At 59.7% G+C, this 26,031-nt stretch carries 20 protein-coding genes; 5 read left to right on the top strand and 15 right to left on the bottom strand.

Annotated elements, in window-relative coordinates; translation table 11 throughout:
- Positions 1–173 precede the first annotated feature (173 nt).
- From JOE33_RS08955 to JOE33_RS08940, 4 genes are read left to right on the top strand one after another with little or no spacing between them, the layout of a single operon-like run.
- A complete protein-coding gene (locus tag JOE33_RS08955) occupies positions 174–1,670 on the top strand; it encodes an efflux transporter outer membrane subunit (protein ID WP_010435494.1) in 1,497 nt (498 codons plus the stop codon).
- Complete coding sequence (locus JOE33_RS08950) at positions 1,667–3,853, top strand: FUSC family protein (protein ID WP_010435491.1); 2,187 nt, start codon at positions 1,667–1,669, stop codon at positions 3,851–3,853. Before JOE33_RS08955 ends, JOE33_RS08950 begins: the two co-directional genes overlap by 4 nt.
- On the top strand, positions 3,843–4,043 hold the full coding sequence (locus JOE33_RS08945) for a DUF1656 domain-containing protein (RefSeq protein ID WP_010435489.1): 201 nt from the start codon (positions 3,843–3,845) through the stop codon (positions 4,041–4,043). Before JOE33_RS08950 ends, JOE33_RS08945 begins: the two co-directional genes overlap by 11 nt.
- A 25-nt stretch (positions 4,044–4,068) precedes the next feature.
- On the top strand, positions 4,069–4,929 hold the full coding sequence (locus tag JOE33_RS08940; RefSeq protein WP_010435486.1) for an HlyD family secretion protein: 861 nt from the start codon (positions 4,069–4,071) through the stop codon (positions 4,927–4,929).
- A 71-nt stretch (positions 4,930–5,000) separates the two neighbouring features.
- Here JOE33_RS08940 and JOE33_RS08935 read toward each other — a convergent pair whose 3' ends face one another.
- The 15 genes from JOE33_RS08935 to yaaA form a co-directional block, all read right to left on the bottom strand.
- Positions 5,001–5,819: an SDR family oxidoreductase gene (locus JOE33_RS08935; protein WP_187625149.1), complete on the bottom strand. Its 819-nt coding sequence runs from the start codon at positions 5,817–5,819 to the stop codon at positions 5,001–5,003.
- A 17-nt stretch (positions 5,820–5,836) separates the two neighbouring features.
- Positions 5,837–6,301, bottom strand: a complete 465-nt coding sequence (locus JOE33_RS08930) for a multidrug transporter (protein WP_122530411.1) — start codon at positions 6,299–6,301, stop codon at positions 5,837–5,839.
- A 160-nt stretch (positions 6,302–6,461) separates the two neighbouring features.
- Positions 6,462–7,913, bottom strand: a complete 1,452-nt coding sequence (locus JOE33_RS08925; RefSeq protein ID WP_096129682.1) for a mannose-1-phosphate guanylyltransferase/mannose-6-phosphate isomerase — start codon at positions 7,911–7,913, stop codon at positions 6,462–6,464.
- A 117-nt stretch (positions 7,914–8,030) separates the two neighbouring features.
- Positions 8,031–8,699: an alginate O-acetyltransferase AlgF gene (locus JOE33_RS08920; protein WP_003316943.1), complete on the bottom strand. Its 669-nt coding sequence runs from the start codon at positions 8,697–8,699 to the stop codon at positions 8,031–8,033.
- A gap of 12 nt (positions 8,700–8,711) precedes the next feature.
- Positions 8,712–9,887: an alginate O-acetyltransferase gene (locus JOE33_RS08915; RefSeq protein ID WP_010435479.1), complete on the bottom strand. Its 1,176-nt coding sequence runs from the start codon at positions 9,885–9,887 to the stop codon at positions 8,712–8,714.
- A gap of 10 nt (positions 9,888–9,897) precedes the next feature.
- Positions 9,898–11,454, bottom strand: coding sequence for an MBOAT family O-acyltransferase (locus JOE33_RS08910; protein ID WP_010435476.1), 1,557 nt, complete (start codon positions 11,452–11,454; stop codon positions 9,898–9,900).
- A 166-nt stretch (positions 11,455–11,620) separates the two neighbouring features.
- Complete coding sequence (locus JOE33_RS08905) at positions 11,621–12,757, bottom strand: mannuronate-specific alginate lyase (protein WP_010435474.1); 1,137 nt, start codon at positions 12,755–12,757, stop codon at positions 11,621–11,623.
- 8 nt (positions 12,758–12,765) lie between these two features.
- Positions 12,766–14,205: an alginate biosynthesis protein AlgX gene (locus tag JOE33_RS08900; RefSeq protein WP_010435472.1), complete on the bottom strand. Its 1,440-nt coding sequence runs from the start codon at positions 14,203–14,205 to the stop codon at positions 12,766–12,768.
- 14 nt (positions 14,206–14,219) lie between these two features.
- Complete coding sequence (gene algG, locus JOE33_RS08895; RefSeq protein WP_010435469.1) at positions 14,220–15,830, bottom strand: mannuronan 5-epimerase AlgG; 1,611 nt, start codon at positions 15,828–15,830, stop codon at positions 14,220–14,222.
- Positions 15,831–15,856: 26 nt separating this feature from the next.
- A complete protein-coding gene (locus tag JOE33_RS08890; protein ID WP_010435466.1) occupies positions 15,857–17,341 on the bottom strand; it encodes an alginate export family protein in 1,485 nt (494 codons plus the stop codon).
- Positions 17,338–18,750, bottom strand: coding sequence for an alginate biosynthesis TPR repeat lipoprotein AlgK (gene algK, locus JOE33_RS08885; RefSeq protein WP_010435463.1), 1,413 nt, complete (start codon positions 18,748–18,750; stop codon positions 17,338–17,340). The genes JOE33_RS08890 and algK overlap by 4 nt, the downstream gene beginning before the upstream one ends.
- A gap of 2 nt (positions 18,751–18,752) precedes the next feature.
- Positions 18,753–19,925, bottom strand: coding sequence for an alginate biosynthesis protein Alg44 (locus JOE33_RS08880; RefSeq protein WP_010435461.1), 1,173 nt, complete (start codon positions 19,923–19,925; stop codon positions 18,753–18,755).
- Between the two features lie 40 nt (positions 19,926–19,965).
- Positions 19,966–21,450: a mannuronan synthase gene (gene alg8, locus JOE33_RS08875; RefSeq protein WP_170846032.1), complete on the bottom strand. Its 1,485-nt coding sequence runs from the start codon at positions 21,448–21,450 to the stop codon at positions 19,966–19,968.
- A 97-nt stretch (positions 21,451–21,547) separates the two neighbouring features.
- The gene (locus JOE33_RS08870; RefSeq protein WP_010435458.1) at positions 21,548–22,864 is read right to left on the bottom strand and encodes a nucleotide sugar dehydrogenase; all 1,317 of its coding nucleotides are present in this window, start codon (positions 22,862–22,864) and stop codon (positions 21,548–21,550) included.
- A gap of 815 nt (positions 22,865–23,679) precedes the next feature.
- Positions 23,680–24,459, bottom strand: a complete 780-nt coding sequence (yaaA, locus tag JOE33_RS08865) for a peroxide stress protein YaaA (protein ID WP_032615825.1) — start codon at positions 24,457–24,459, stop codon at positions 23,680–23,682.
- 203 nt (positions 24,460–24,662) lie between these two features.
- On the opposite strand from yaaA, the gene JOE33_RS08860 reads away from it, so the two are divergent.
- Positions 24,663–25,841, top strand: coding sequence for a polysaccharide deacetylase family protein (locus JOE33_RS08860; RefSeq protein ID WP_122693553.1), 1,179 nt, complete (start codon positions 24,663–24,665; stop codon positions 25,839–25,841).
- Positions 25,842–26,031 lie beyond the last annotated feature (190 nt).

The raw sequence follows: 26,031 nt of genomic DNA, 5'->3' as shown, positions 1-26,031 counted from the left end.
CTGAGTAGATGGCAAATTGTGACATGAAGTAACGGATGCATGTATCCAGACCAAAGGATTATCGCCGTTTCAGTAACAAAGATTCACAAATCTCCCCGCTTATCGCCGCCCCGAGCGCCGCCTAGAATCGCCGCCATTCAAGGTGTGTCACCTTCGTTCGGGAACTTGCAGCTGTGCCGCGTCGCATCATCAGAGGGCTCTGGCCCGTCGGTCTTCTGGCTTTTACGCTGGTCACCAGCGGCTGTATCGGAACACATGGAATCAAACCGCAGGGCAGTGTCCTGCACGCTGACAACCTGGCCACCGATCAGGCGATTCAGAGCGCTGCCCTCGACGCCCATTGGCCCGCGGCGCAATGGTGGCGTGCCTACGGCGACGCGCAACTGGACCGCTGGGTCGAGATGGCGACGCTGGGCAGCCCGAGCCTGGCCCTTGCCGCTGCGCGTGTGCGCCAGGCAAAAGCGATGGCGCAGGTCGCCGAGTCCGCCGAGTCTGTGCAGCTGCAAGGCAGCGCCAGCCTGATGCGTCACGACTGGCCCGAGGATCAGTTTTATGGCCCCGGAGCGTTGGCCGATACTCGCAGCTGGGACAACAATGCGGCGCTGGGCTTGAGCTACGCGCTGGACTTGTGGGGACGCGAACGCAATGCCAGCGAGCAGGCCGTTGATCTGGCGCACGCGAGTGCTGCCGAGCAGCGTCAGGCGCAGCTCGAATTGCAGGAAAACGTGGTCCGCGCCTATATCCAGCTGTCCCTCGACTACGCCCGACTGGATATCGCCGAGGCGGCCCTGGCCCAGCAGCAACAGATACTCGACCTGGCGCAGCGTCGCCTCAAGGGCGGGATCGGCACGCACTTCGACGTCAGTCAGGCCGAAACCCCGCTGCCTGAGGCGCATCGGCAGATCGATGCGCTGCAAGAGGCCATCGCGTTGAGTCGCAACCAGCTGGCCGCACTGGCAGGCAAGGGACCGGGGCAGGGCGCGGCGTTGCGACGGCCCGCGCTGTCCTTGCACACCGCACTGACATTGCCCTCGGCATTGCCAGCCGAACTGCTCGGTCAGCGGCCTGACGTGGTGGCTGCTCGTTGGCAGGTGGCGGCGCAGGCACGCGGTATCGACGTTGCGCATGCCGGCTTTTATCCCAATGTCGATCTGCTCGGCAGCCTGAGCTATATGGCCACGGGCGGCGGCATGCTGGAGTTTCTGACCGGCAGCAAGCTGGGCTACAAGGTCGGACCGGCCATCAGCCTGCCGATCTTCGACGGTGGACGCTTGCGGGCGGAGCTGGGACGGGCGTCGGCTGCTTACGATCAGGCCGTGGCGCATTACAACCAGACGCTGGTGATGGCGCTGAAAGGTGTTTCCGACCAGTTGATTCGGCGCGCCTCGATGGACAAGCAACAGGCACTCGCCGCCGAGTCGGTGGCGTCTGCACAAAAGACCTACGACATTGCCCTGATTGCCTGGCAGCGCGGCCTGACCGACTACCTGAACGTGCTCAATGCGCGCACGCAACTGTTTCGCCAGCAGCAGGTTCAGCAACAGGTCGAGGCCGCGCGGCTTGAAGCCTACGCCGGGCTGGTGGTGGCGCTGGGTGGTGACGGTGGCGGCAATGACAATGGCGATGATCATTCCGCACACACTGCTGCCGAATCCGGGGGCGGGCAATGATTGCCTCTTTGCAACGCATCACCGACCTGCCGTGGCGTCGCGAATTGCACAGCTGGGCGCGCAGTGACGGGGTGACCTGGGTTTACATCTTCAAGGTGCTGCTCGCCGCATTCCTCACCTACTGGCTGGCACTGCGTCTGGAACTGCCGCAGCCGCACACGGCGATGATCACGGTGTTCATCGTCATGCAACCGCAGAGCGGCCAGGTGTTCGCCAAGAGTTTTTATCGCCTGCTGGGAACGCTGGCCGGGTCGGCGATGATGGTGCTGTTGATGGCCCTGTTTGCGCAGAATCCGCTACCGTTTCTCGGCAGTCTCGCGCTTTGGGTCGGCCTGTGTTCGGCCGGTGCGGCGCGCTATCGCAACTTTCGCGCGTACGGCTTTGTGCTGGCCGGGTACACGGCCGCCATGGTGGGCCTGCCAGCGCTGGCGCATCCTGAAGGTTCGTTCATGTCGGCGGTGTGGCGGGTAGTGGAAATCACTCTGGGCATCCTGTGTTCTACGGCAATCAGTGCGGCGGTGCTGCCGCAGAGTTCCAGCGCTGCGATGCGCAACGCGCTGTATCTGCGCTTCGGCGGGTTCGCTCGCTTCGTGGCCAACGGCCTGCGCGGCGACATTTCACGCGCTGAATTTGAAACCGGCAACGTACGCTTTGTGGCCGAGGCCATCGGCCTGGAGGGACTGCGCAGCGTCACGGTATTCGAAGACCCGCACATGCGACGCCGCAACGGGCGACTCAACCGTTTGAACAGCGAATTCATGGCGGTCACCACACGTTTCAATGCCCTGCACCAATTGCTCGAGCGTCTGCGTCTCGAGCAGGCCGATCAGGTGTTGAAGCATATTGATCCTGGCCTTGAGAACCTTGCAGAACTGCTCGACGGCTTCGCCGAGCGCGCCTTGACCAACGATGACGCTGCGCTGCTGGTCACGCGCCTGGAGTCGTGCAGGGCGCACTTTCCCGAGCAGGTCAGAAGCCTGCGCGCCGAGCTGGAGCGCAGCCTGCCCAGCGACGCCGAGCGACTGGACTTTCACACCTCGTTCGAGCTGCTGTACCGCCTGCTCAGCGAGTTGCTCGACTACGCAAGAACCCATGCATCGCTGGCCGAGCACAGCCATGAGCGTGAACAGTGGAAAGGCTCGTTCGTGCCGCGCACCCATTGGATGACCGCGCTGGCAGCCGGCGCCCGGGCGACCTGCGTGGTCGGTCTGATGAGTGTGTATTGGGTACTGACGGCGTGGCCCAGCGGCGCAAGCATGGTCCTGGCCTCGGCGGCCACCGTTGCACTGTCGTCGACCACCCACAACCCCAGGCGCATGTCGCTGCAGATGGCCGGCGGAACGTTGCTCGGCGCGCTGTCGGGCTTTATCGAAACGTTTTTTCTGTTCCCGCACATCGACGGTTTTCCGTTGCTGTGCCTGCTGTTGGCCCCGGTATTTGTGCTCGGCGCGTACCTGGGCTCACGCCCACAGTGGACGGGGTACGGGCTGGGGCTGCTGATTTTTTTCAGCCTGGGCTCGGTGCCGGACAACCTGACGATCTATGACCCTTACACCTTCATCAACGATTACATCGCAATGGTCATCGGCATGCTGATCTGTGCCGCTGCCGGGGCAATCATCCTGCCACCCAACAGCCGCTGGATGTGGCAACGCCTCGAGCAAGCCGTGCGCAATCAGGTGGTGTTTGCGATCAGCGCACCGCTCAAGCGTCTGGGCTCAAGCTTCGAAAGCCAGACCCGCGACCTGATGCATCAGGCGTATGGCCTGGCGATTGGCAAACCGCTGGTACAGCGCGAGCTGTTGCGCTGGATGTTCGTGGTGCTGGAAATCGGCCACGCCATTATCGAGCTGCGCCATGAGCAGGCGATTCTGCCGGTTCACCCTGCCTACGCCGACTACCAGCCCTGGCGCATCGCGCTGCGAGTCATGGGTCGCGCTCTGGTGCGGCTGTTCATCCTGCCTGATGCAGTCAATCTGCAGCGCTGTCTGTCGGCAGTCGATCAGGCCATCAAGCGGGTGCAGGAAGCGGATGAACCCTTCGCCTCGCATTTCGACACGTCGGTGCTGCGCCGGGTAAAAAGCTATCTGCACTTTATCCGCACCTCGCTGCTGGACCCGCAGTCGCCGCTGGCCGCCTATGGCGTCGCGCGAACCGCTTCAGGAGTCGCTCATGCCGCGTGAAATAGCCTTCCACGGCCTGTACATGCCGGCCCTCACGCTGATCTTTCTGCTGGCCGTGGTTCTGGCCTGGCGGCTGGATCGACTGCTGGCCGGTTTTGACCTGTACCGGCATTTCTGGCACCCGGCCCTGCTGCGTCTGAGCCTGTTTATCTGCATCTTCGGCGCGTTGGCGCTGCCCCTTTATCGTTGACGCCTGAGTCGGGAAAAATCTCTGGATGAAAAAGCTTTTCAGTCTGTTTGCCACCTTGCTGGTGCTGGCAATCGCGCTCTGGATCGGTCGTACGCTGTGGGTCGACTACATGGATACTCCGTGGACCCGCGATGGCCGGGTACGCGCCGATATCATCAACGTGGCCGCCGATGTGTCCGGTACCGTGGTCGACGTCCCGGTGCATGACAACCAGTGGGTAAAACGTGGCGATCTGCTGATGCAGATCGACCCGGAGCATTACCGGATCGCCGTAAAGCAGGCGCAGGCCTTGCTGGCTTCGCGCAAGGCGACCTGGGAGATGCGCAAACTGAATGCCAGGCGGCGTGCCGACATGGATGAACTGGTCATCTCTGCGGAAAATCGTGACGACGCGAGCAACGTTGCCACCTCGGCCCTGGCCGATTACCAGTTGGCCCAGGCGCAACTGGAGGCGGCGGAGCTGAACCTGTCACGCACACGAGTGCTGGCTGCGGTGGACGGTTATGTGACCAACCTCAATGTCCATCGCGGCGACTATGCGCGCATCGGTGAAGCGAAGATGGCTGTGGTCGACATGAACTCGTTCTGGGTCTACGGCTTCTTCGAGGAAACCAAGTTGCCGCACCTGAAAGTGGGTGATCCGGCGGACCTGCAACTGATGAGCGGCGAGGTGCTCAAGGGCCATGTCGAAAGCATCGCACGCGGCATCTACGACCGTGACAACCCGCAAAGCCGCGAACTGATCGCCGACGTCAACCCGACCTTCAATTGGGTACGCCTGGCCCAGCGCGTGCCGGTGCGCATTCACCTGGATCAGGTGCCAGAGGGCGTGTTGCTGGCAGCAGGGATGACCTGCACCGTGATTGTCAGGCCGGTAGACGGCTGATGCTTGAGGGCGCAGAGCGTCCAGAACGGCATGCCAACGCGGAGCATTGGCACGATAGTTACACGACTCGGCTACAGATCAGCGTTCAGCCCAAAGCGTTTTTTCAGGCCCATATCCAGCAGTCCCTTGGGCAGCAACCACGCCATCAACGGCAAAAGGCGTGAGCCGTTGCCCAGGCGCAGCAGGCGTGGCGGATGGATTTGTTGCACGGCTTTGAGCAGGTCGCGAGCGAATGACGTGGCGGGGGTAGGGTTGTCCAGTGAAGCCCTGGCGCGTGCACGAATGCCCTCGCGGATCGGCCACCAGGGCGATTGCTCGCTGATCAGTTGCTCGGCTTCGTGGCTGGCGTTCTGCGCGAAACTCGACGCAATCGCGCCGGGCTGTACCTCCATTACCTGAACGCCGAACGGCGCCAGCTCCAGACGCAGCGCATCACTGAGAGCATGCACCGCCGCCTTGGACGCGCAGTAAGCACCCGCAAACGGCGTGACCAGCACACCGGATACGCTGCCGATGTTCACCACCAGACCCTTGTTGCGACGCAGTGCCGGAAACAGCGCCCGGGTCACCCCCACCACGGAAAACACATTGGTTTCGAACTGCCGCTGCAAGGCCTGCACACCGCCGTCGAGCAGGGGGCCCATCGCGCCATAGCCAGCGTTATTGATCAACACATCCAGGCCGCTGTGTTCCAGACCGGCGGCCAGTTGCTCCAGCGCCAGGCTGTCGTTGACATCCAGTTGCACGGCGATGAAACCCGCTGCACTGAGTGCCGCGACATCGTCGGCCTTGCGTGCAGTGGCCCAGACTTCATAGCCAGCGGCCTTGAACGCGTCGGCCAGGGCGCGGCCTATTCCGCTGGAGCAGCCAGTTATAAGAGCAATAGGCATGTTTACGATCCTTGTGGTCAGTCCGAGAAACTGCCTTGCAGATGTTCTGCGCGAAATTCCAGGGTTTGTGGGCGATACCCGCTGCGCAGTGCCGGTACCGGCACGCAATCCTGCCACGTGCCTTTGGCCTGAAGTTCACCAGGGCCGCGATAGCGTGCGGACGCGTAGGTGTTGTCGGTCAGGTTCACCGAATCACCGGGCGCATAGGCAGCAATCCGCCAACGCAGTTCCTGCAGGGTGACCTGATTGGTGTTGGTGATGCTGACCTGCAAGGGACGGTCTGCCGGGCAGCCTTGCGGGTCGTAACTCAGGCGGATATCCAGACGCTCAAGCTGGCGTGTTTCCCGACTGTCCTGCCAGATGACGATAGCCGCCACCGCCCCGAGCCCGACCGCCGCAGCCAGCGAAACGGGCAAGGCCTTTGCCGGGTAGCGGAGCAGAAGGATGAGCCAGGTCAGGATTAACAGGATGCCGATGAACATGCGGCGATTCTCCAGCGGGGGTGAGTGCAGGACATCCTACAGAACCTGTAAGGGGGAAGTCGCGCAAATGAAAAACCCCCGACAACTCTCCACGTATAAACATACGTAAAGAGCTGTCGAGGGTTGTCTTACTTGCCGCTTGTTGCCGCTTGAAACGCTATCAGCGAGCGATAGTCTGGGTCTTCACACCTGCTTCCAGCGCGTTCGAACGACCGTAGATGTCTTCGAAACGCTCGATGTCATCTTCGCCCAGGTAGCTGCCCGATTGTACTTCGATGATTTCCAACGGGATCTTGCCTGGGTTGCGCAGGCGATGGACCGAGGCGATCGGGATGTAGGTGGACTGGTTCTCAGTGAGCAAAAACACGTTCTCGTCACAGGTGACCTGCGCAGTACCGGATACCACGATCCAGTGTTCGGCGCGGTGGTGGTGCATCTGCAGCGACAGGCAGGCGCCCGGCTTGACAGAGATACGCTTGACCTGGAAACGACCGCCCATGTCCACCGAATCGTAGGAGCCCCACGGACGGTACACTTCGAGGTGGTTCTGGGTCTCGGTGCGGCCCTGTTCGTTCAGGGTAGCGACCATCTGCTTGACGCCCTGGACCTTGTCCTTGTGGGCAATCATCATCGCGTCCTTGGTTTCGACGACGACGATGTTGTCCAGACCGATCACCGACACCAGTTTGCCGTTGCCGTGGATCATGCAGTTGCGGCTGTCCTGGATGACGACGTCGCCCTTGGTGACGTTACCGTTGGCGTCCTTGGCGTTGACTTCCCACAGCGACGACCAGCAGCCGACATCGCTCCAGCCGGCCGACAGCGGTACAACGCAGGCGCGCTGGGTTTTTTCCATGACTGCGTAGTCGATGGAGTTGTCCGGGCAGCAGGCGAAGGTCGAGGCGTCGATTTCCAGAGCATCGCCGTCCTGCACGCTGCGCTCGAGGGTCAGCAGGCAGGTGTCGTAGATGTCCGGGTCGTGCTTTTTCAGCTCTTCAAGGAAGCGGCTGGCGCGGAACAGGAACATGCCGCTGTTCCAGTAATAGCCACCGGCTTCAACGAACTCTTTGGCGCGTTTTTCGTCAGGTTTTTCGACGAACTGCGACACGCGGCTGACGCCTTCCGGCAGCAGGGCATCGGCGGTGGACTTGATGTAGCCGTAGCCGGTTTCAGGCTTGTTGGCCGGTACGCCGAACAGCACCATTTCGCCACGTTCTGCGGCTACGGTTGCCAGTGCCAGAGCGCGTTGCAGGGCTTTCTGGTCTTCGATGACGTGGTCGGCCGGCAGCACCAGCATCAGGCCGTCATTGCCTTCGTTGACCAGCTTCATGGCAGTCAGTGCAACGGCTGGCGCCGTGTTGCGGCCGAACGGTTCCATGAGGATCGCCTGGGTTTCCAGGTTCAGCGCACCGAGTTGTTCGTTGACGATGAAGCGGTGGTCCTTGTTGCAGACCACGATAGGCTCCTGCATGCCCTCGAACACCAGACGCTCCAGGGTTTGCTGGAACAGGGTGTGCTCGCCGGTCAATGCCAGGAACTGTTTAGGGAATTGTTTACGCGAAAGCGGCCAGAGTCGTGAACCACTACCGCCTGACAAGATAACTGGAATCATTTTGTTTCTCCAAAAGCATTCAATTAGGGCCGTACGAGGTGTCTGTCGTTTCTGTCTTGTTCTTGTTCCGCGCGGGCCGGCTCAGCGCTATGCCCTGAACCGACCGGCATAATCCGTTTAGCGGGTAGCGACCGGTGGCTTGACCCACACTGGCGAGAGGCTGCTGCCACTGCCGGTGATGTAGAGCACAGCGGCTTCGCCACGCTCCAGTGCCACAGGTTTCACATCGGTGACTTTCTTGTCGCCGTCGTACAGCGCCAGGCTGACCTTGACCGGGTTGATTTCACGCTCACCGGTGCCTTTTGCCGCTACAGCCTTGACCACGTCGGTCTTGCCATCAGCGGTTTTCAGGGTCAGGGACTTGTCGCTCAGGTTTTGCACACGAACCAGGGATTTCTGCTTGTTCTTGAACGGTGGCTCTTCGACCAGCTGTGGTTTGCCGCTGGCGTTGTTGACGATGGTGTAGTAGTGATCACCCGCCAGTTTCACCGGCAGGCTCTGGCTGCCCAGCTTGGCGGTGTAGTCGCCCTGCGGCATGAAGCTGAACGCAGTGCTGCCCAGTGGCGCCACTTCGTTGAGGTTGGTGTTGCCAACGGTGGCGCTGATTTCGGCGTTGCTGGCGTTGTAGACACGCACGAAGGTCGAGCCTTTTGGTGCGGTCGGGCCGTACAGGGCGGAGTCACCGGCGAAAGCTTGCAGGGACATCAGGCCCAGACCGGCGGCCATTGCGCAGGTTTTGAACAGGCGTTTTGCGGCCGAACGGTTAGCAGTAGTGTTAAAAGTCATGAGTCAGTCCTCTCAGTTTTGCGCCCGGTTGGGCGACTCGGATTGTTTGGCGTTGAGCGCCACGTTTTCTTGGGTGTCACGCGATTTCTTCAGCTCGGCGATCCACTTCGGATCGAACTCGCCAAGGTCGTTGTGGGCCGGCAGATAGCGCTCCGGGAATTCCCAGATCACCACTTGCGGCGGGGTGTTCTTGAAGGCATCGGTCTGCAGGTACTTGAGCATCGGCAGGATCGGGCCATGGCCGTCTTCGGCGTAGTTGACGACGTCGCTGCGCAGCGCTTCTTTCAAGGCTCCGACGAAGTTCCAGTTAGGGTTGGCGCTGTAGCTGGTACCCACCAGACCCACCGGGATGTCGCTGTCTGCGAACAGCGCGTCACCGCCTGCCGCTTCGCCTGCTACCGGATCGGTGCTGCGTTTCTGCAATTCGTCCGGCTTGGGCAGCATGTTGCTGAACAGCGGATCGAGCGGCAGGAATGTAGTCAGGTCACCTTTGTAAGCTTCGGTTCCCTTGGCTTGTGTGACGAACTGCTCAGGTTCGCCTTCCAGTGGCGTTTTCTGGGCAATCGCGGCGCTCAGTTGCTGCGCGGCGACTTCGGCACCCATTGGCGTCCAGTGGGTGTCGGTGCGCAGGAAAACCTGGCCCTGTTGCTTGGCAGCTTGCAGTGGCGCCAGCAGGTCAGGGGCAAAGATCCCGGCTTTGGCCACCTGAGCATGGAACTGCTGATACAGATCGGCGTGCAGGCTGGCAGGCTTGGTGTTACCGATGTGTTCCGGGTACAGGCGCGTCTTCGCCGGAACAATCGCCAGGACCAGCTTGGTGCCCTGTTTTTCCAGTGCGTCACGCACACCCTGAATGATCGCCAGGTTGTCGGCTTCGTTCTGCTCGCCGTTGGCAACCGCATCAAACTCTTCGTCGGTGTACAACCACTGGTCCTTGCCGAGCACGACGCCCGGACGACCTTCGTTGAACAGTTTGAAATCCAGCGCCGCCCAGAGGTTGGTGCCCAGGCGCTTGATCGGGAACTCATCGTCGTAATGAGTTTCCGCCGCCTTGGTCCATTTGCCGTTGAGCACGGTGGTCTCGGCAGAAGTCGAGAAAGTGCTGAAGCTGCGCAGCGACCAGACGCCCAGGACCAGCAGAATGGCCAGGAAGAGGGCGATGTAGAGGATTCGTAATGAACGGGTCATGTCAGGCTCCTCAGAACTGGAAGTAAAGGAACGGCGAGAAGCTTTGCGCCGAAAGTTTGAGAATCGAAGCCACGAACAGCAGCAGGATCAGTGCGCGCATGGCGTAACGTGGCCAGTCGGCAACCCAGTAGGCAGGTTGCACCTGGGCTTCGCTGCCCACGGTGTAGCCAGGCATGTGCAGGCTGCCAGGCGCGTCGCCAGGAACCGCTTTGATGGTGCCCGGTTGTGCGGTCGCAGGACCGTCGGCCTTGGCGCTCTTGCCGGTGTCTTTTTCGCGGTTCTGGTAGAAGTCGCGCAGACCGAAGAACGCCAGCGTCAGATAAGCCACTACCAGTGTCGCGACTTGCAGACCGGTCAGGCTGGCACGGTTGAGTTCCGACAGCTGCCACTCGCCGAAGCTGAACATTGCGCTGTACATACGACCGGCGACGTGCAGGTTTTCAGCGCGGAAGATGACCCATCCTATGACTACCAGAAGGAAGGTAAGTGCCCAGCGGATCGGGTTGAAACTGTAGGGTTTGGTGTTGATGCCGACCGCTTTTTCGATCGCCAGCCACATGCCGTGCCAGGCGCCCCAGATGATGTAGGTGACGTTGGCACCGTGCCACAGACCACCCAGCAGCATGGTCAGGAACAGGTTGCGGTAGGTCGCGAATTTGCCGCCACGGTTACCGCCCAGCGTGATGTAAAGATAGTCACGCAGCCAGGTGGACAGGCTGATGTGCCAGCGACGCCAGAACTCGGTGATCGACTGGCTGATATAAGGCTGTTTGAAGTTTTCCATGAAGCGGAAACCCATCATCAGACCCAGACCGATGGCCATGTCGCTGTAACCGGAGAAGTCGAAGTACAGCTGTGCGGTGTAAGCCAGCGCACCCAGCCAGGCGTCGCCGGTGGTCGGGTTCTGCAGGGCGAAGCAGTGGTCGGCGACTACAGCCAGGGTGTCGGCGATGAACACTTTCTTGATGAAGCCCTGCATGAAGCGCGTGGCACCTTCGGAGAACTTGTCCAGCGTGTGTGTACGGTTGTTGAACTGGTCGGCCAGATCGCGAAAACGCAGCACGGGGCCGGCGATCAGGTGCGGAAAGATCGCGACGAATGCAGCGAAGTCGATCAGGTTGCGCGTGGCCGGGGTGTCGCCGCGGTAAACGTCGATGATGTAGCTGATGGACTCGAAGACATAGAACGAGATACCGATCGGCAACAGCACGTGAGTCAGGATGAACGGTTCAAGACCCATCGAGGTCATGGCTGCGTTGATGCTGTCCACGCCGAAGTTGGCGTATTTGAAGTAGCCCAGAATACACAGGTCCACGATCACACCAAGCAGCAACCATTTCTGTGCCGGCTTGGTCCGCACACCTGCTGCGCCTACCTTGAGACCGATCCAGTAGTTCCAGACGGTCACGCCGATGAACAGCGCCAGAAAGTCCACTCGCCACCAGGCGTAGAAGATATAGCTGGCAATCAGCAGCAGCAGATTGCGATAGCGTTGCCCGCTCAGGTAGTACAAGCCGAGAAAGACCGGCATGAACAGGAACAGGAACACGTTGGATGAGAAAACCATCCTTATCTCTCCGTTTGTCCAACATTCAAGGGCTCAAAGCCCCCCCAAACCCCCCCGTAAAAAAGGAGGGGTAAATCACTTCACTGCGCGCTTGCGAAGCTGTTCAGGCGAGCCCTGCTTTCAGGGATGCATCGCCTGGCCAGCTTCGACAAAAATCAACTGCGCATCACTCGCTGACGTTGTCGCCCTTGTCGCCTTTCTCGTGCGACGGGTCGTAGACCTTGGTCAGGTCACCGCCCAGGCGGAACGTTTTGAATGGCTGCTTTTCGTGTTTCTCTTCCAGCACATCCGGGCTGCAGTTGTAGAGCGAGCAGTACGGTTCGAGCCAGGCGAATTTCGGATCTTTCTTCAGGTCCGTCATGTCCTGTTTCTCGCCGTTGTGTTCAGCGAATATCGAAGGGTCTTTGACGCCGGCCAGAACCCGGTCACCCAGACGCTTCAAGGCGCCATTGTTTTCCGGACGCAGGTCCACGCCATTGGCCTGGGCGAAGCTGGCAATCATCGCGAGCGGTGGCAATGCGTAGTTGTGATACGACAGTGCACGCTGACGGCGCTTCATCTCGTTGGGCAGGAAACCGTCCTTGTCCACTTGATTGGCAGCGACCTTGTATTCCTTCACGGCCCAGTCGAACAGGTCCTGACGATTGGTGGCGACAGCGGTTGCCATCACTGACCAGGCAGCCCAGTACGAGTGGTTGTTGATTTTTTCCAGCGGCAGATTGCTCCAGTCGCTGACCACCTGATCGGCCAGCTTGCTGAACCAGGTTTCGATGATCTTTGCGTCCTGCTGACGATTGGCCAGCGGGTGCGACTCGGAGAACTTCAGGCGCAGGTAGGCGGAGGACATGCTGCCCAGTGCCCATTTGCGCATGGATTTACCGGTGTGGTTGAACTCGCGTGACTCCAGCGCATCGGCCTTGGCCCAGGTGGTCATCATGTTCAGCGCGCAATCGAGTTGTTCCGGACGACCGTCGCGCATGTACTGCATCACGACTTTGCTGACGCCACGCTCAAGGGTGGTGATGTCCTTGGTCGCATCGCGGAACGCTTCTTCGGAGACTGCATTGAGCGTTGCGCGTGCCTTGTCCGAACCCTCGTACTTGCTGCGAAAGACCAGCTTGTCGGTGTAGGGCTTTGGAATGGCTTCACAGCTGAAGTTGTGATCGCCAGTCTTCATTTTTTCGATCGGGGCGTCATAGCCCTTGGGTGGAACCAGTGCGGCGGACGCGCCCGTGGCCCAGGCCATCGATGACAGGATTGCCATCGACAGCAGGGTAGGGCGTATCAGTTTAGGAGTCTGCATAAGTCACCTCATAGTCCGGCTTGAGCGGTGTGTGTCGCAGCGCTCGGGAACACGTTGCGTTTGCATACTTTGGCTTCGACTTTTTGTGGTGCCGTGCCTGCTTCCGGTCCCTGGATTTCCAGCGCCAGCAGTTGCTGGTTGGCCCAATCCTCGTCCTCGCGCAATTCAAAGGCGAAGCGTCCATCGGTGTCTGACGTTTCCGGTTTCTCGATTTTCAGATCTTCGTGGCGACCGTTCATGTACCAGAGTCTGGCCTGAAGGACTTTCACCGAGGTGTCGTCAAACTTGATGTCGATCTGATTGCTGCCGTTGCGAATATCCTTGATGCCATTCTTGCCATTGACCAACACTTCGTTGGTGCCCGGCTTGAGTGTGGTGCTGGCGCTCATGACGGCAGGCTTGCCCTCACAGCCGTTGTCCAGCAGCGACATCATCTGGCGATAGATGGTCTCCTGATCCAGGCGATACAGCGGCGAGAATTCCCAGATGAGAATTTTCGGCGGACGCTTCTGGAAGTCTTCACTGCCCAGGTACTGCAGCATCGAACCTTCCAGACCGCCACCAGGGAACGCCACGTTCAACACGTCAGCGCCCATGTACTCCTGCAGGAAGCCCGCGAAGTTGTAGTTCTTGCCGCTGTGGCTGGTACCGACCAAGGTGATTTCCGGGTTACCGGAATCGCCGAACAGGTCGCCGTCGCCCGCCTCACCCTTGGGCTCGGTGGTGAACTGGTCCATGTACTGGATCGCGTAGCTGGTGCCGCACAATTGACCCGCCATATTGTGCAAAGTGCCCGTCTTGCCCATGCGTCCGGAAATATGGCTTTCGAACTCACGCTTCGGGATGTCGCTATAACCCGGAACTTTCTTCACGGTTTCAGCAACGATCTTCGCCGTACGCTGCGCGCCATACGGCGTCCAGTGCTGGTCACCGCGGAAGTAGAAGTCATGCGCCTGTTGCTCGTTGGTCAACGGCGACAGGTCAGGGACCCAGTAGCCCATCTTGCTGAAGCGGCCGAGCATGGCCTGATAGTTTTTCAGCGCCTTGTCGTAGTCGAACTTGTCGCGTTCGGCCGGGAACAGCTTGTTGCGATCCACCAGGCCACGGGTTGGCTGATAAACCACGACCAGTTCGACGCCTTTGCTCTTGAACGCATCGTGCAGTTCTTTCATGCGGCGGTAGCCGGCAGGTGTGGTGTCGAACTCGGTGCGCAGGTCTTCCTGTGTCCGGAACAGCCAGTCGCCCTGAGCCTGGACCAGCGTGGTGAAGTTCTGCTGATAGCGCGTGGTGTAGTTTTTCGCATCATGTGCGGCCGGGCACAGCGAGCAGCAAGGCTCGGCCTTGAACGTCGGCGCTTGCGCGTCGTCTGCCCGAGCGACACCAGCGGCGGCCATCAAGGCGGCGGTGAGGCTGGACAGGCTCAACAGCTTGATCAGATGTGCGTGCATAACAATACCCTTCCTCATTCCCGCAGCTCGGTCTGGCTTTCGACGGGGTCGATCAATACGGCTTTTTTCTGGCGTACCAGCAGGTCGAGGATTTCGTCCTGGCGCTCACCGAGGACGCCGTTGAGGCTGATGCCGACTTCTTTGGTAGGCATCAGCATCGAGACGCGATACAGCTCGACACTCAGTGGCGAATCGATGGACAGCGGGCCGGAGCCGTTGCTGGACAGCTCGCCGCCGACCATGATCAGCGATACCTGAGCGTCGAACGGGTCGAGCTCGATGTCGCGGTCGGTGTCGCTCAAGTCCTTGATGTGGCCGTAAACGCCCATCAGGCCGTTGCCCATGGCGACGTTCTCGTACAGCTTGATGTTCACACTGTTACGCACGCGGATCCCGTGGCGGCGGTTGGCGATCACGCGATTGCCCCACAGCAGGTTGTTGCCGCTTTCGTACAGGGTGATGCCGTCAGTGTGGTTCTGGTAAATCTCGTTGTAGGCGACGATGTTGCCGACGCTGTTACGGTCCAGAACCACGCCGGACAATTTGTTGTTGTGGCTCTTGTTGCGGAAGATGAAGCTGTTGTCCACTTCCCGGGAAATAATGATCCCGTGCTTCTTCTTGGTCCCGTAAACGTCGTTTTCGGCGATGATCAGACCGTGCGAACGGTCGTGCGGGTCAATGCCGTAAATGATGTTGTCGCGGTAGGTGTTGCCCTTGACCACGAAGTCGCGGGTTTCATAGCAGTAGAAGCCGTACCACATGTCCGAGAACTCTGAATCGATGATCCAGCCCGTCGGTTCGGGACGCTTGAGCACCTTCGCGGTGTTGGGCGTGTACTGGGAAATACTGATGCCGTAGGACTTGCTCTGGTCATAGCCCAGGCTCGCCATCTTGGTGTTGGCGATCCAGGTTTCCGAGCCACCCCAGGTCAGCAGGAAAGGGCGAAACTCGTCAGGCTTGCGATAGGTCGCCAGGCTGTTGCGGGTTTCACTCCAGGCGTTGACCTGAGTGTGAGTGATCAGCATCTTGCCTTCACTGACGATGAACGAGCCCTTTTCCTGAGACAGACGCAATTCCTTGGTCTTGCTGTCGATCTCGAAGGTGCCGGTTTCCTTTACCAGAATCGGCAGGCGCGCCACGTAGACACCTGGCGAGACCTCGTTGAGGAACTGCTTGGGCACCTTTTTGGCCAGGTCCTGCAGGTTCACGTAGCCGTCGGAAATCATGATGGCCTGCGGGATACCGCGCTGGCGGTTGACCCACTCGGCCATCTTGTTGTCACCGCCGATGAATTCCTTCAGGCCGGTTTCTTCCATCATCCGCGAAACAGTGACCTTGCCCGGCTTGTTGCGCACGATCTTTTTCAAGGCGGCTTCTGCGGTGTAGCCCTTGAGGTCGGGCAACACCGGCTTGGCCATTTCCAGCGGCGCGGTCGGCGGGCTGGTGATGGTGTAGGTCTTGGCCTGGTGCAACTCCTTGACCACCGCCTTCTGTGCGTCGGGTACGACAGGCGCGTTGGCCAGCGCCACACCGCTGACCATCAGCAGGGCGCTGGTCAGCAGTGCGCTTTCGAGCAGGGCGTGCGGCCAGTGCCGGCTACGCCCGTTGCTTGTATGACTGTTCATCTCTGGCACTCCTTTGGCGGTTCGCATCAGAAGCGCCAGATGACGTCGACAACAGCGCGGTGCATGTAGCTGTCCACGTTGTTCTGATACGCGTCGCCTGGCTTGAAGACACCTGCGCGCAGACGCACCAGTGCCGAAGGTTCATCGAACGACTGGCTCAGCGAGGCTGGCAGCAGGCCTTGCTTGAAGTACTTGGTCACGACCAGGTCCATTTCCTGACCCAGGTCCTTGCTTCCGTCTTCCAGTGGCAGCGAACTGAACGTACCGTCCTGGTTGTCGTTCACCGCGTTGATGCCCGAGCCGCCGATACCGGTGTTGCCGTCCACGCGACGGAACTTGTGGTAGATCAGCGACGCGTCGTATTCCTCGTTCATCTGCCAGGAGGCGAACAGCGAACCGGTTTCCACGTTGGCCATTTCGCCCTGGAAGGCTTCACCGAAGCGATGGATGCGTGAACGTGTGCCGGTCCAGTTGGAGCGGTTACTTTCCAGACCGTTCTGGACATAGTCCTTGCTGGCGCGCGAGTAGGCGGCGCCGACTTGCCATTGCGGATCCAGGCGCAGGCGCAGGCCCAGGTCAGTGGCCCAGCCATTCATGTCACGGCTGTTCTTTTCGCCGGCGATGAACTGGTCGTTGGGAGCGGAGGTCACGCCGATTTCGTCGCGCGTTCCGTTGAGCCAGGTCAGGCTGCCCCAGTAGTTGAGCTGATTGGTGTTGCTGCGATAGTTGTAGGCATCGCTGTCAGCCTGCAGGCCGACCCAGGTCAGATCGCCATTGGAGGTCTTGTCCAGATCATCCAGCACCTGGCCCTGGGACTTGAGCTTGCCGTCGTCAGCGCTGTGGTGAGCGCGAATGCCGGCCCAGTTGCCTGGTGTCCACTGATAGCTGACCGAGCCGAACAGGTGCTTGCGATCTTCGTCGTCAGGTGCCAGTTCGGTCAGGTCGGTGCGGTATTCGCTGAAACGCTGGGCAGCACCCAGTTCAGCGCGCAGCAGTGTGGTATCGAACGACCAGTTGATGGCCTCGATGTTGGTGTCGTGCCATTGACCGTCGTCGTTGCGCAGACGCTGACGACCGACTTTCAGGATCTCGCCAGGGTAGGGCGTGAAACCGCTGTAGCCGATCCAGAACTCACGCAGTGCCGCGTAGGTCTTGTCGGTTTCGCGCTCACTGGCCGTGCCACGCGACGTCTGCGTGCCGCTGCCGTCGCTGTTGCTCTGCTCCAGCGGGTCGGTCTGGATGATGTCGGTGGCAGTGACCACCTGGCCCATCGCGTAACCGCTCCAGTCGCCGCGCTCGCCATAGACCCAGGGACGCAGGTCCAGGCCCACACCGTTGACGTCGCCGCCCGAACGGGTGCCCAGATCGCGATCATCCTCGGCCTGCGCCGTGGCTTTGATTTCGATACCGAAATTTTGCGGTTGTTCGGTCAGCGCTGCCAGCGTCGGGCAGGCCCACAACAGGGTGAAGCCAAGGCCCATGCCGGCGGCCATCAGGGGATTCAACTTCATAATGCTTCCTCACCGTCTTTTTCTTCTTGCAGGGCTTGCAATGCCATCGCGTTCTGAGTGGCGGTAGCGCCCCGGACTTTTTGCTCGCGTGCCAACAGGTCTTTGGCGGTGGCGAGCTTTTCAGGCGGCAGTTGTGTGTTGAGGGCCTCGGCAAGCTCGGTCGCTTGCGGGGTCTGACTGGCCAGTGCCAGTTGTGCGAACACCCAGGCGTTGACCGGGTCGGGCATGGTGCCCTTGCCCTGCGAGAACAGTTGCGCGAGGGCGAAGTCGGCGCTGTTCTGGCCACCACGGGCGGCGGTCAGCAGCTCGTCCACGGCTTTTTGCGAGTAAACCTGGCCCAGGTAGCCACGACGGTAGATCTGCCCCAGGTAGTAATGGGCAGAGATTTCCGTGGCGGTGGCTTTCTTCAGGTGCTCCTCGGCCTTGAAGGCATCGGGCGTGACCCACTTGCCTTCGTAGTACAGGCGCCCAAGCAGCAGCTCGGCGCGAGGCTGGTCTGCCGCGCGGCCATTGTTCAGGTATTCCATCATCTTGTTGACGTCGCCCAGTTCGGGGAAGTCGTAAAGCAGTTTGGCCAGCGTGACCCACGAGACCGGGTAGCCCGGCGCGACACTTTCCAGCAATTGCTGAGCGGTCTTTTCGTCCGGCGTACCGATGGTGGAGTCACCCAGTACACGCGCGACGCTGTCCACTCGTTGTGCATTGACGCGGCCAGCGGCGTATTCGCTCTTGAGCTTTTCGATCAAGGCCGTGCGTTGCTCTGCCTGGCCGCGTGTCTGGTAGACAGTGGCCAGTTCGACGTAGCAGATATCGGTGGCCGACAGCGCCTGTTTACAGATGCTCTCGACCTCGTCGAGGTGTTGAGCATAAGTGCCTTGAGTGCGATACAGCAGCACCTGAGCCAGACCTGCTTCCGGATAACCGGCGGCGCGCCACTCACTGATCTTCTGCTGCGCATTCACTTCAGGGAAGGTGTGCGGGTATTGCAGATAAAGCATCGCCAGTGGGATCAGCGTGCCGGACTCGCCATTGGCGAAGGCCTTTTTCAGCAGGCCCTCGGCTTCGCGATGTTCGGCTTCGGTAGCGTCGGGCTTGGCAGCCAGCAGACGGCCCAGGCGCGACTGCGCCCGGGGGGAGGTCTGTGCTGCAGCGCGGTAGGTAGCCTCGGCCTGCTTGAGCTGAGCCGGGTCGCGAGTCGCGACCTGAATATCAGCCAGGCCGACTTGCGCGTCGCTATAGCCCAGGTCCGCCAGCTGCCGATAGTTCTGCTCCGCCAATGCAGTGTCGCCGTTTTTCAGGGCTTCATTGGCAAGGCGTTGATCAGGCAGGCCGGCACAGCCGCTGAGGCCGAGCGCGACGGCGAGGCTCAATAGCGTGGGGGTCGACAGGCGTCGTAGTGGGCTGTTCATGGTTACAGACCCGCAGCCATTGCTTTATCGATCAGCCAGTTCACGGACGGGCCACGATCGCTGACCACTTCGACAGGGCGACCGGCAAGCGAGCTGCTCAGGCTTTCGTCAGGCTTGATCTGCACGCGGATGTCGGTGGACAGGTCGGCGTCGCTCAGGTTGGTGCTGCTGATGATCTGGCCGGTGCGCAGTTTGTCTTCGCCAGCGATCTGGAAGCTGACACGTGTGCCTGGCTTCACGTCGTTGAACTGGCGATAGGTGAAGCGTGCTTCAACAGTGGCCGGCGCGTTGCGTGGTACCAGCTGGAAGATTACCTGACCCTTGGACGCGAACTGACCGTCGGCAACCAGTTGGCGAGCCACGACGCAATCGCACGGGCTGGTCATGGTGCCGCTCATCTGCTTGCCATACAGCTCTTCGATCTTGGCTGGCTGCAGATCTTCACCGGTCAGGCTGCCTTTGAGCATTTCCAGCATGCTGGTGTTGAAGGACGCCAGTGGCGCGCCTTTGGCGGCTTCGCCGTTCGGGGCGACCAGGCTTTGCACGGTGCCTTCACGCGGCATGGTCACATCCATGCTTGGAATGGTGACCAGGCCGGCCGATGCATGGCTGACGAAGTACAGGCCGTAGATCGTCTTGAAGATAAAGCCGAAAGCGGCCAGACCGACAATGAAGACGCCCAGGCTGAACGTCACGGCGCGCAGGCGACCCATGGCGCTCATGCCGCTGTCTTTGCCTTTGACCTTGCGGGCTTTGGTGAAGTTGTCGCGCTGCAGCGTGGCCAGCACTTCGCCAAGGGTGACGACTTCGCCGGACAGGTGCGAGGTGATCAGGTGACGCAGGGTAGCAATGTCCTGAGGTTCCAGGTTCTGGAACTGGCAACCGATGCGGTTGCTGGCGTTGTCTATCGAGCGCACTTGCAGATCGACGTCCATGGCCAGGCCAAGGTTGTCGATGATGAATTGCAGGCGTCCCTTGACGATCTGACCTTCGCTGAATTTCTGCCCGGACGGAGCAACGAAGCTCAGGCCACCGGCCGACAGATCTTCGACACGCACCAGTGGCGCGTTGGGCTGATCGTTCAGCAGGCGCAGCTTGGCAGGGATCTTGATCCGCGCGTGTTGGCGCTGGGCTTCGGATTCATGTACGACGTTCGCATTCACGGCTGTATTCATGGCTATTTTTCCTACTTAAGCGATTAATCCGTTGGCCCGGTCAAACCATCGTCAACAGCACAGCGACGAAGATGGTGCCAGCCGAGAAAGTCATGGTTCGGGACGACCACGTGTTGAACCAGCCCTGAAAGCTGGCCATGTCGCGGCTTAGTTTGGTGTCCTGGCGTGTCCAGGACTGGCGGTCCAGGCGGAAGAAGACATAGATCTTCATCAGCGCGCCGACGATCTGGTTGTAATAGAGAATGATCGGGTAGGCAGGCCCGATCCTGTGTCCCGACAGGGACAGCAGCAGAGTGAGGATCAGGCGGGTCATGCCGATCCACAGCAGATACATCAGCAGGAACGCACCGCCATACTTGAAGCTGGCGATCAGGGCAACGGTCAGGCCGAGGATGGACGTCCACATCGACACGCGCTGGTCGAACAGTACGATGCTGGTGAAGATCCCCAGGCGACGTACGCCCAGACCCAGTGCCCGCGAGTTCTGACGCAGGTTGTTGCCGTACCAGCGATACATCAGCTTGCGGCTGGCTTTCAGGAAGCTCTTCTCGGGCGGGTGTTCCACGGTGTTGATTGCCGCATCCGGCACGTAGAACGTGTCGTAACCCAGGCGCATCAGGCTGAACCAGCTGGACTTGTCGTCGCCGGTCAGGAAGCGGAAGGTGCCCAGACGCCAGTGATTGAGCGAGTCGCTTTCCACGTCGGCAATGAACTCGGGGTCGGTTACCACGGTTGCGCGGAACACCGACATGCGACCGGTCATGGTCAACACGCGTTTGGACAGGGCCATCGAGCACATGTTGATGTGGCGCTGAGCGAAACGCAGCTTGTGCCACTCGCTCATGATGTAGCCGCCACGTACTTCACAGAACTCGTTGGTGGTCAGGCCGCCGACGTTGTCGAACAGCTGGAACCACGGCACGGTCTTGGCGACCACACCTTCGTTGAGCACGGTGTCGCCGTCGATCACCGCAACCACGGCACGGCTGTCGGGCAAGTGCCGCGAGATGGCACGGAAGCCATAGGCCAGACCGTCGCGCTTGCCGGTGCCCGGAATGCGTACGAAGTCCAGCTTGACGCGCTCAGGCGGGTTGAACTTCGCCCACATGCTCTTGACCAGCAGTTCATCGGACATTTCCACCAGCGAGCAGACGATAGTCGTCGGCAGGCCGCAGTCGATGGCTTCGCGGATAACCGAGTTGTACACCTGGGCGGTGGTCAGCGCGTCGATACGGAAGCTGGTGACCATCAGAAACACGTGGGATGGGTCTGCTGCGCTGCCCAGCTTGCGAACCTTGCGGCGCAAGTGCGGGTAAACGATGTACAGGAAGATCATCCCGCGCACGAAGTGCGTGATCCCCATCGAGTAGCGCCAGATACCAACGGCGCCAATCAGGAATATAAAGTTCTTCGACTGCGAGTCGAAGATACTGGTAGGCAATGCCGCGGCAAGGCCCATGAGTAAACTTAAATAGAACAGCCAACCGGCGGCCTGTAACAGGCCGTGCTTGAGCCTCTGCATAATCGTATCCCTAAGTCAGTTGCGAGCCTCAAGCCCCAGGCTGCAAGCACATTGCTTGAGCCTGTGGCCTGGAGCCTGGCGCTTGTGGCTTGCGGCTGATTTACCAGCAGATACCTTCGGCACGACCGTCTTCGCTTGTGGCGTTGGCCATGAAGCCCACCAGATCGATGACGCGCTTGCCTTCAGGGGTCTTGTTGGCGAGGGCGCGGAAACGCTCGTCGCGGTTGCCGAGGATGATGACGTCGGAGTCATTGATGACTTTGTCGAAGTCCGAGTTCAGCAGCGAGGAGACGTGCGGAATCTTGGATTCGATGTAGTCCTTGTTGGCACCGTGAACGCGTGCATATTCAACGTTGCTGTCGAAGATGCTCAGGTCGAAGCCCTTGCCGATCAGCATTTCGGCCAGCTCTACCAGCGGGCTTTCACGCAGATCGTCAGTGCCGGCCTTGAAGCTCAGACCCAGCAGTGCAACCTTGCGGGTGTCGTAGCTGGCGACCATGTCGAAAGCGTTCTGCACTTGCGAGGTGTTGCTGCGCATCAGCGAGTTGAGCAGGGGGGCTTCAACGTCCAGGCTGCTGGCACGGTAGGTCAGGGCGCGAACGTCTTTCGGCAGGCAGGAGCCGCCGAATGCGAAGCCAGGGCGCATGTAGTACTGGGACAGGTTCAGCGCCTTGTCCTGGCAGACCACGTCCATCACTTCACGGCCATCGACGCCGACGGCCTTGGCAATGTTGCCGATTTCGTTGGCGAAAGTAACCTTGGTCGCGTGCCACACGTTGCAGGTGTACTTGATCATTTCGGCAACGGCGATGTCCTTGCGGATGATCGGTGCATCGAGTTCTTCGTACAGCGATTGCAGAACGTCGCCCGACGCTTTGTCGAACTCGCCGATCACGGTCATTGGCGGCAGGTCGTAATCCTTGATCGCGGTGCTTTCACGCAGGAACTCAGGGTTCACGGCCACGCCGAAGTCAACGCCGGCTTTCTTGCCGGAGCAGTCTTCCAGAATCGGGATAACGACGTTGGCAACAGTGCCCGGCAATACAGTACTGCGAACCACGATAGTGTGACGGGTGTCTTTGTCACGCAGGACATAACCGATTTCGCGGCACACCGATTCAATGTAATCGAGTTCCAGATCGCCGTTCTTCTTGCTCGGCGTACCGACGCAGATCATCGACAGATCGGTGGCGCGAATGGCTTCGGCGAAGTCTGTAGTGCCGCGCAGTTTTCCGGTACTGATACCTTTCTGCAGCAACTCTTCCAGACCCGGTTCAACGATAGGTGATTTGCCGCTATTGATCAGGTCGATCTTGGTGCTGGAAATATCCACACCAACTACTTCGTGACCGCGGGCAGACAGGCAACCGGCACAGACTGCACCGACATAACCCAAACCAAATATGCTGATACGCATCGTATTCTCCTCGATTTTTCACGCCATAAATTGGCTGGATATTAATTTTGGCCAGCAGATGTCACGCGCCATCCCTCACGGCTAACAACGCCGTGGAACTAACGCAGGCATATTTAATGAGTGAGTGCCCAAAACAAGTGAGGCGAACTCAAATGACACTAAGTGCAAGCGGCAAGTAACCTGTCCGTTCGGTCAGGGCCCTGCTCTCCTTGGATGCAGTAAACCACTCCTTGTTTGACGATTGACGGCGGACCTCGGTAAGAATGCCTATGGCGCTAGCCATGGCCGTCCTGTTCGAATCCTGCGCATCACACCGGGTCGGCGCTTCGCCTGTCTACAACATCAACTAGTGATGTGAGTTTAATTCTGGTACCTGACGCCAGGGCCACGTGGACCCGGCTTCCCTGTCGGTAACTTCCCGTTCTTCAAGGCGACCTGTAAGTGATCTCTTACACGTCAGCCCAGAATTGTTACGGGATGTAGGAGCGTACGAATTCGCATTTAGTTCCTGGCCACTCGTCCTGATTTGCAGATTTTGATGTATCCGTTTTGTCACGGGGACGGTATCGAGATGATGGCTTTTTTCTTAAAAGCCTCGAATTACGAGGGGTGTAGAGGGGAGGGGGTAAGAGTGCCACTACTGCAAAATACTGAAGCGCCACTACTTAAAAAAGTGGATTTTTTTTTAAGAAAAAATCGCACTCGAGCTAGCAGTCGAAAACTTGACGTTTGTCTGGCGTCATGAAGTTGGCATTCAGTGTTGGATCGTAGGACAGGTCGTGTAACAGCGCGCGGTTACACGACGGTTACAGTATCTAGTCTTCTGCGATGTTGCGCAAAAATACCAACTTGTCGGGGGTCGACTGTTCGCGGTTGTAACGGTAGCCCTGTACATCGAACGCCTGCAATGCCTCGGGGCGGTTGATGCGCTCTTCTATAACGAAGCGGCTCATCATGCCGCGGGCTTTTTTCGCGTAGAAGCTGATGATCTTGTACTGCCCGTTCTTGAAGTCCTTGAACTCGGTATCGATGATCCGAGCCTTGAGCGACGAACGCTTGACGGCTGAGAAGTATTCGGTCGAGGCAAGGTTGAGCAGCAGGTCGTCGCCCTGATCGGCCAGCGCTTCATTCAGCCACTCGCTGATCCGCGTGCCCCAGAAAGCGTAAAGGTCCTTGCCACGAGCGTTGGCCAGTCGTGTACCCATTTCCAGCCGGTAAGGCTGCATCAGGTCCAGTGGACGCAGCAGGCCGTAAAGGCCTGACAGCATGCGCAAGTGTCCCTGCGCGTAGTCGAGCTGCGCTTCGCTCAGTGTTTCCGCTTCCAGGCCAGTGTAGACATCACCCTTGAAGGCCAGCAGCGCCTGCTTGGCGTTGTCGAGGGTGAAGTCCGGGCTCCAGCTGCCAAAGCGTGCCGCGTTCAGTCCGGCCAGCTTGTCGGACAGGTGCATCAGTTCGCTGATCTGCGCCGGCGTCAGTTCACGAAGCTGGTCGATCAACTCCCGGGAATGATCCAGGTATTGCGGCTGAGTGAAGCGGCCGGTAGTGGGCGGTGTCTCGAAATCGAGGGTTTTTGCCGGGGAAATCACCATCAGCATGAAGTCGTCTCCTTTTTATCGTCCGTGGATTCTAGGGGCTGATAGCCTGCGACTCCAGCTATGGTAGCGATAGAGGTCGCTCCGATGGTGATGGCGTCAGGGCGTGCGGCTTTGTATGCGCGCCGACATAAGAAGCCAGGCGCATATCAGCTATAGTGGCGCGCTGGTCATGACGTTAATGGTTGATCGAGAGGACATCGGGTTTGCGTATCGTTTTAGCAGTGTGTGCAGGTCTGTTCTGGCTTCAGGCGCAGGCGGCTGCGCCGGTCATTGCCACCATTGACCGCAGTGTCTGGCCGGAGCGGCTCGAGACGCCGGAGTTGTTCGACGTCGCGTCGCGTGCGGAGATCCTTGCCTTTGCCCACGAACTGTACCTGAGCGAAAAGCTGGACGAGGAGGGCCTCAAGCAGCGCCTCGGCCTGCGTTTCGTCAACGTGCCGTCGTTGAACGTGGTTCGTCATCGGTTGTGGCTGCGCTTGCTGGAGAACTACCAGAACGCGCAAAAGAGCTGCGAGCAGGACGCCAATTTCTGTGTGCTGGTCGAGGACATGGACCAGTTGCGACAGCGCGCCGAGGAGTATCAGGTATCGAACGATTCGTTCTACGCCAACTGGGCCAGACCCGGCGCCGTATTCCACCAGCGTTATCTGAACGAGCTGCTGTTCATGGCTGCCTTGTTTCCGCAGACCAGCAGCGAGATCGAGCGTTACAACTCCGATGAGATGAGCGGCGACGAGATGCCGGATCGCACCTTCATGCTCAACTTCGAAAGTGGCCCGAGCCCGGCCGACGGTGGCACCGACTGGCTGGCCGACTTCATGCGCCAGCAGAAGATGACCGCCACCTTCTTCGTGCTGGGCAAAAGCCTTCAGGAGCGCCTCGACAGCACATCGGTCGCAGGCCTGCAGGCGTTGTATCGCCAGCAATGTGTGGGCATTCAGGGCTGGGAGTACCGCTCGCACAGCCAGTGGCTGGACTGGCAGGACTCGGTGCGACGCAGCGCGGCACTGGTTCAGCAGGTGTTGCCGGACAACTTTGTGCCGCTGTTTCGCCCACCTTATGGCCATCGACGTGCCGACAGCGGCGACTTCTTCCGCGCCGAGCATCTACGCGTGTCATTGTGGAATATCGACGCCGAAGACGACACCGGACGGCTTTCTGCGGAGCAGGTGGGCGACCGTGTACTGACCCTCATGCTGCTCTGGCGCAAAGGGACGGTGGTATTCCATGACGTGGCCAACAAGGCGCAGTCAGCGCTGCCATTGCTGCTGGCCAATACCGCGCAAAGCGAGTTGATCTGGGAAGATTGCCGGAATATCTCTGAAGCGCCCGTGGAACAAGGGCCGCAGAGCAGTGAAGAGGCTGCGCCGGAAGGGGAATGAAGGCAGATTCGGCGTGGGCGGACTTCCGACTTTAAACGCGCCGGGTACGTCCGCCAAGCCCTATTCGTCAGGCTGTGAAATAAACTTCAAAAAACTGTCAAAGAGCTTTTTTCTGTCATCCCTTTTGCTGTATTACGAATACAGACCGCCGAAACCTGCAACACAGGTGGCGTCTTCCAAGACCCACCTT

Origin of the sequence: Pseudomonas sp. PvP027 (genome assembly GCF_017833005.1) — a bacterium.
GTDB classification, from domain to species: domain Bacteria; phylum Pseudomonadota; class Gammaproteobacteria; order Pseudomonadales; family Pseudomonadaceae; genus Aquipseudomonas; species Aquipseudomonas congelans.
Note: the sequence above shows the minus strand (reverse complement) of the source record. Positions and strands in the feature narration are given on the sequence as shown.

Bases quoted from the DNA above. Each gene is read 5' to 3' on its own strand.
- JOE33_RS08920 (WP_003316943.1), bottom strand. From the start codon at position 8,699: ATGACTTTTAACACTACTGCTAACCGTTCGGCCGCAAAACGCCTGTTC.
- algG (WP_010435469.1), bottom strand. From the start codon at position 15,830: ATGAACAGTCATACAAGCAACGGGCGTAGCCGGCACTGGCCGCACGCC.
- algK (WP_010435463.1), bottom strand. From the start codon at position 18,750: ATGAACAGCCCACTACGACGCCTGTCGACCCCCACGCTATTGAGCCTC.
- JOE33_RS08910 (WP_010435476.1), bottom strand. From the start codon at position 11,454: ATGGTTTTCTCATCCAACGTGTTCCTGTTCCTGTTCATGCCGGTCTTT.
- JOE33_RS08890 (WP_010435466.1), bottom strand. From the start codon at position 17,341: ATGAAGTTGAATCCCCTGATGGCCGCCGGCATGGGCCTTGGCTTCACC.
- JOE33_RS08925 (WP_096129682.1), bottom strand. From the start codon at position 7,913: ATGATTCCAGTTATCTTGTCAGGCGGTAGTGGTTCACGACTCTGGCCG.
- JOE33_RS08930 (WP_122530411.1), bottom strand. From the start codon at position 6,301: ATGTTCATCGGCATCCTGTTAATCCTGACCTGGCTCATCCTTCTGCTC.
- JOE33_RS08870 (WP_010435458.1), bottom strand. From the start codon at position 22,864: ATGCGTATCAGCATATTTGGTTTGGGTTATGTCGGTGCAGTCTGTGCC.
- JOE33_RS08900 (WP_010435472.1), bottom strand. From the start codon at position 14,205: ATGCACGCACATCTGATCAAGCTGTTGAGCCTGTCCAGCCTCACCGCC.
- JOE33_RS08915 (WP_010435479.1), bottom strand. From the start codon at position 9,887: ATGACCCGTTCATTACGAATCCTCTACATCGCCCTCTTCCTGGCCATT.
- JOE33_RS08940 (WP_010435486.1), top strand. From the start codon at position 4,069: ATGAAAAAGCTTTTCAGTCTGTTTGCCACCTTGCTGGTGCTGGCAATC.
- yaaA (WP_032615825.1), bottom strand. From the start codon at position 24,459: ATGCTGATGGTGATTTCCCCGGCAAAAACCCTCGATTTCGAGACACCG.
- JOE33_RS08935 (WP_187625149.1), bottom strand. From the start codon at position 5,819: ATGCCTATTGCTCTTATAACTGGCTGCTCCAGCGGAATAGGCCGCGCC.
- JOE33_RS08945 (WP_010435489.1), top strand. From the start codon at position 3,843: ATGCCGCGTGAAATAGCCTTCCACGGCCTGTACATGCCGGCCCTCACG.
- JOE33_RS08905 (WP_010435474.1), bottom strand. From the start codon at position 12,757: ATGCAGACTCCTAAACTGATACGCCCTACCCTGCTGTCGATGGCAATC.
- JOE33_RS08950 (WP_010435491.1), top strand. From the start codon at position 1,667: ATGATTGCCTCTTTGCAACGCATCACCGACCTGCCGTGGCGTCGCGAA.
- JOE33_RS08880 (WP_010435461.1), bottom strand. From the start codon at position 19,925: ATGAATACAGCCGTGAATGCGAACGTCGTACATGAATCCGAAGCCCAG.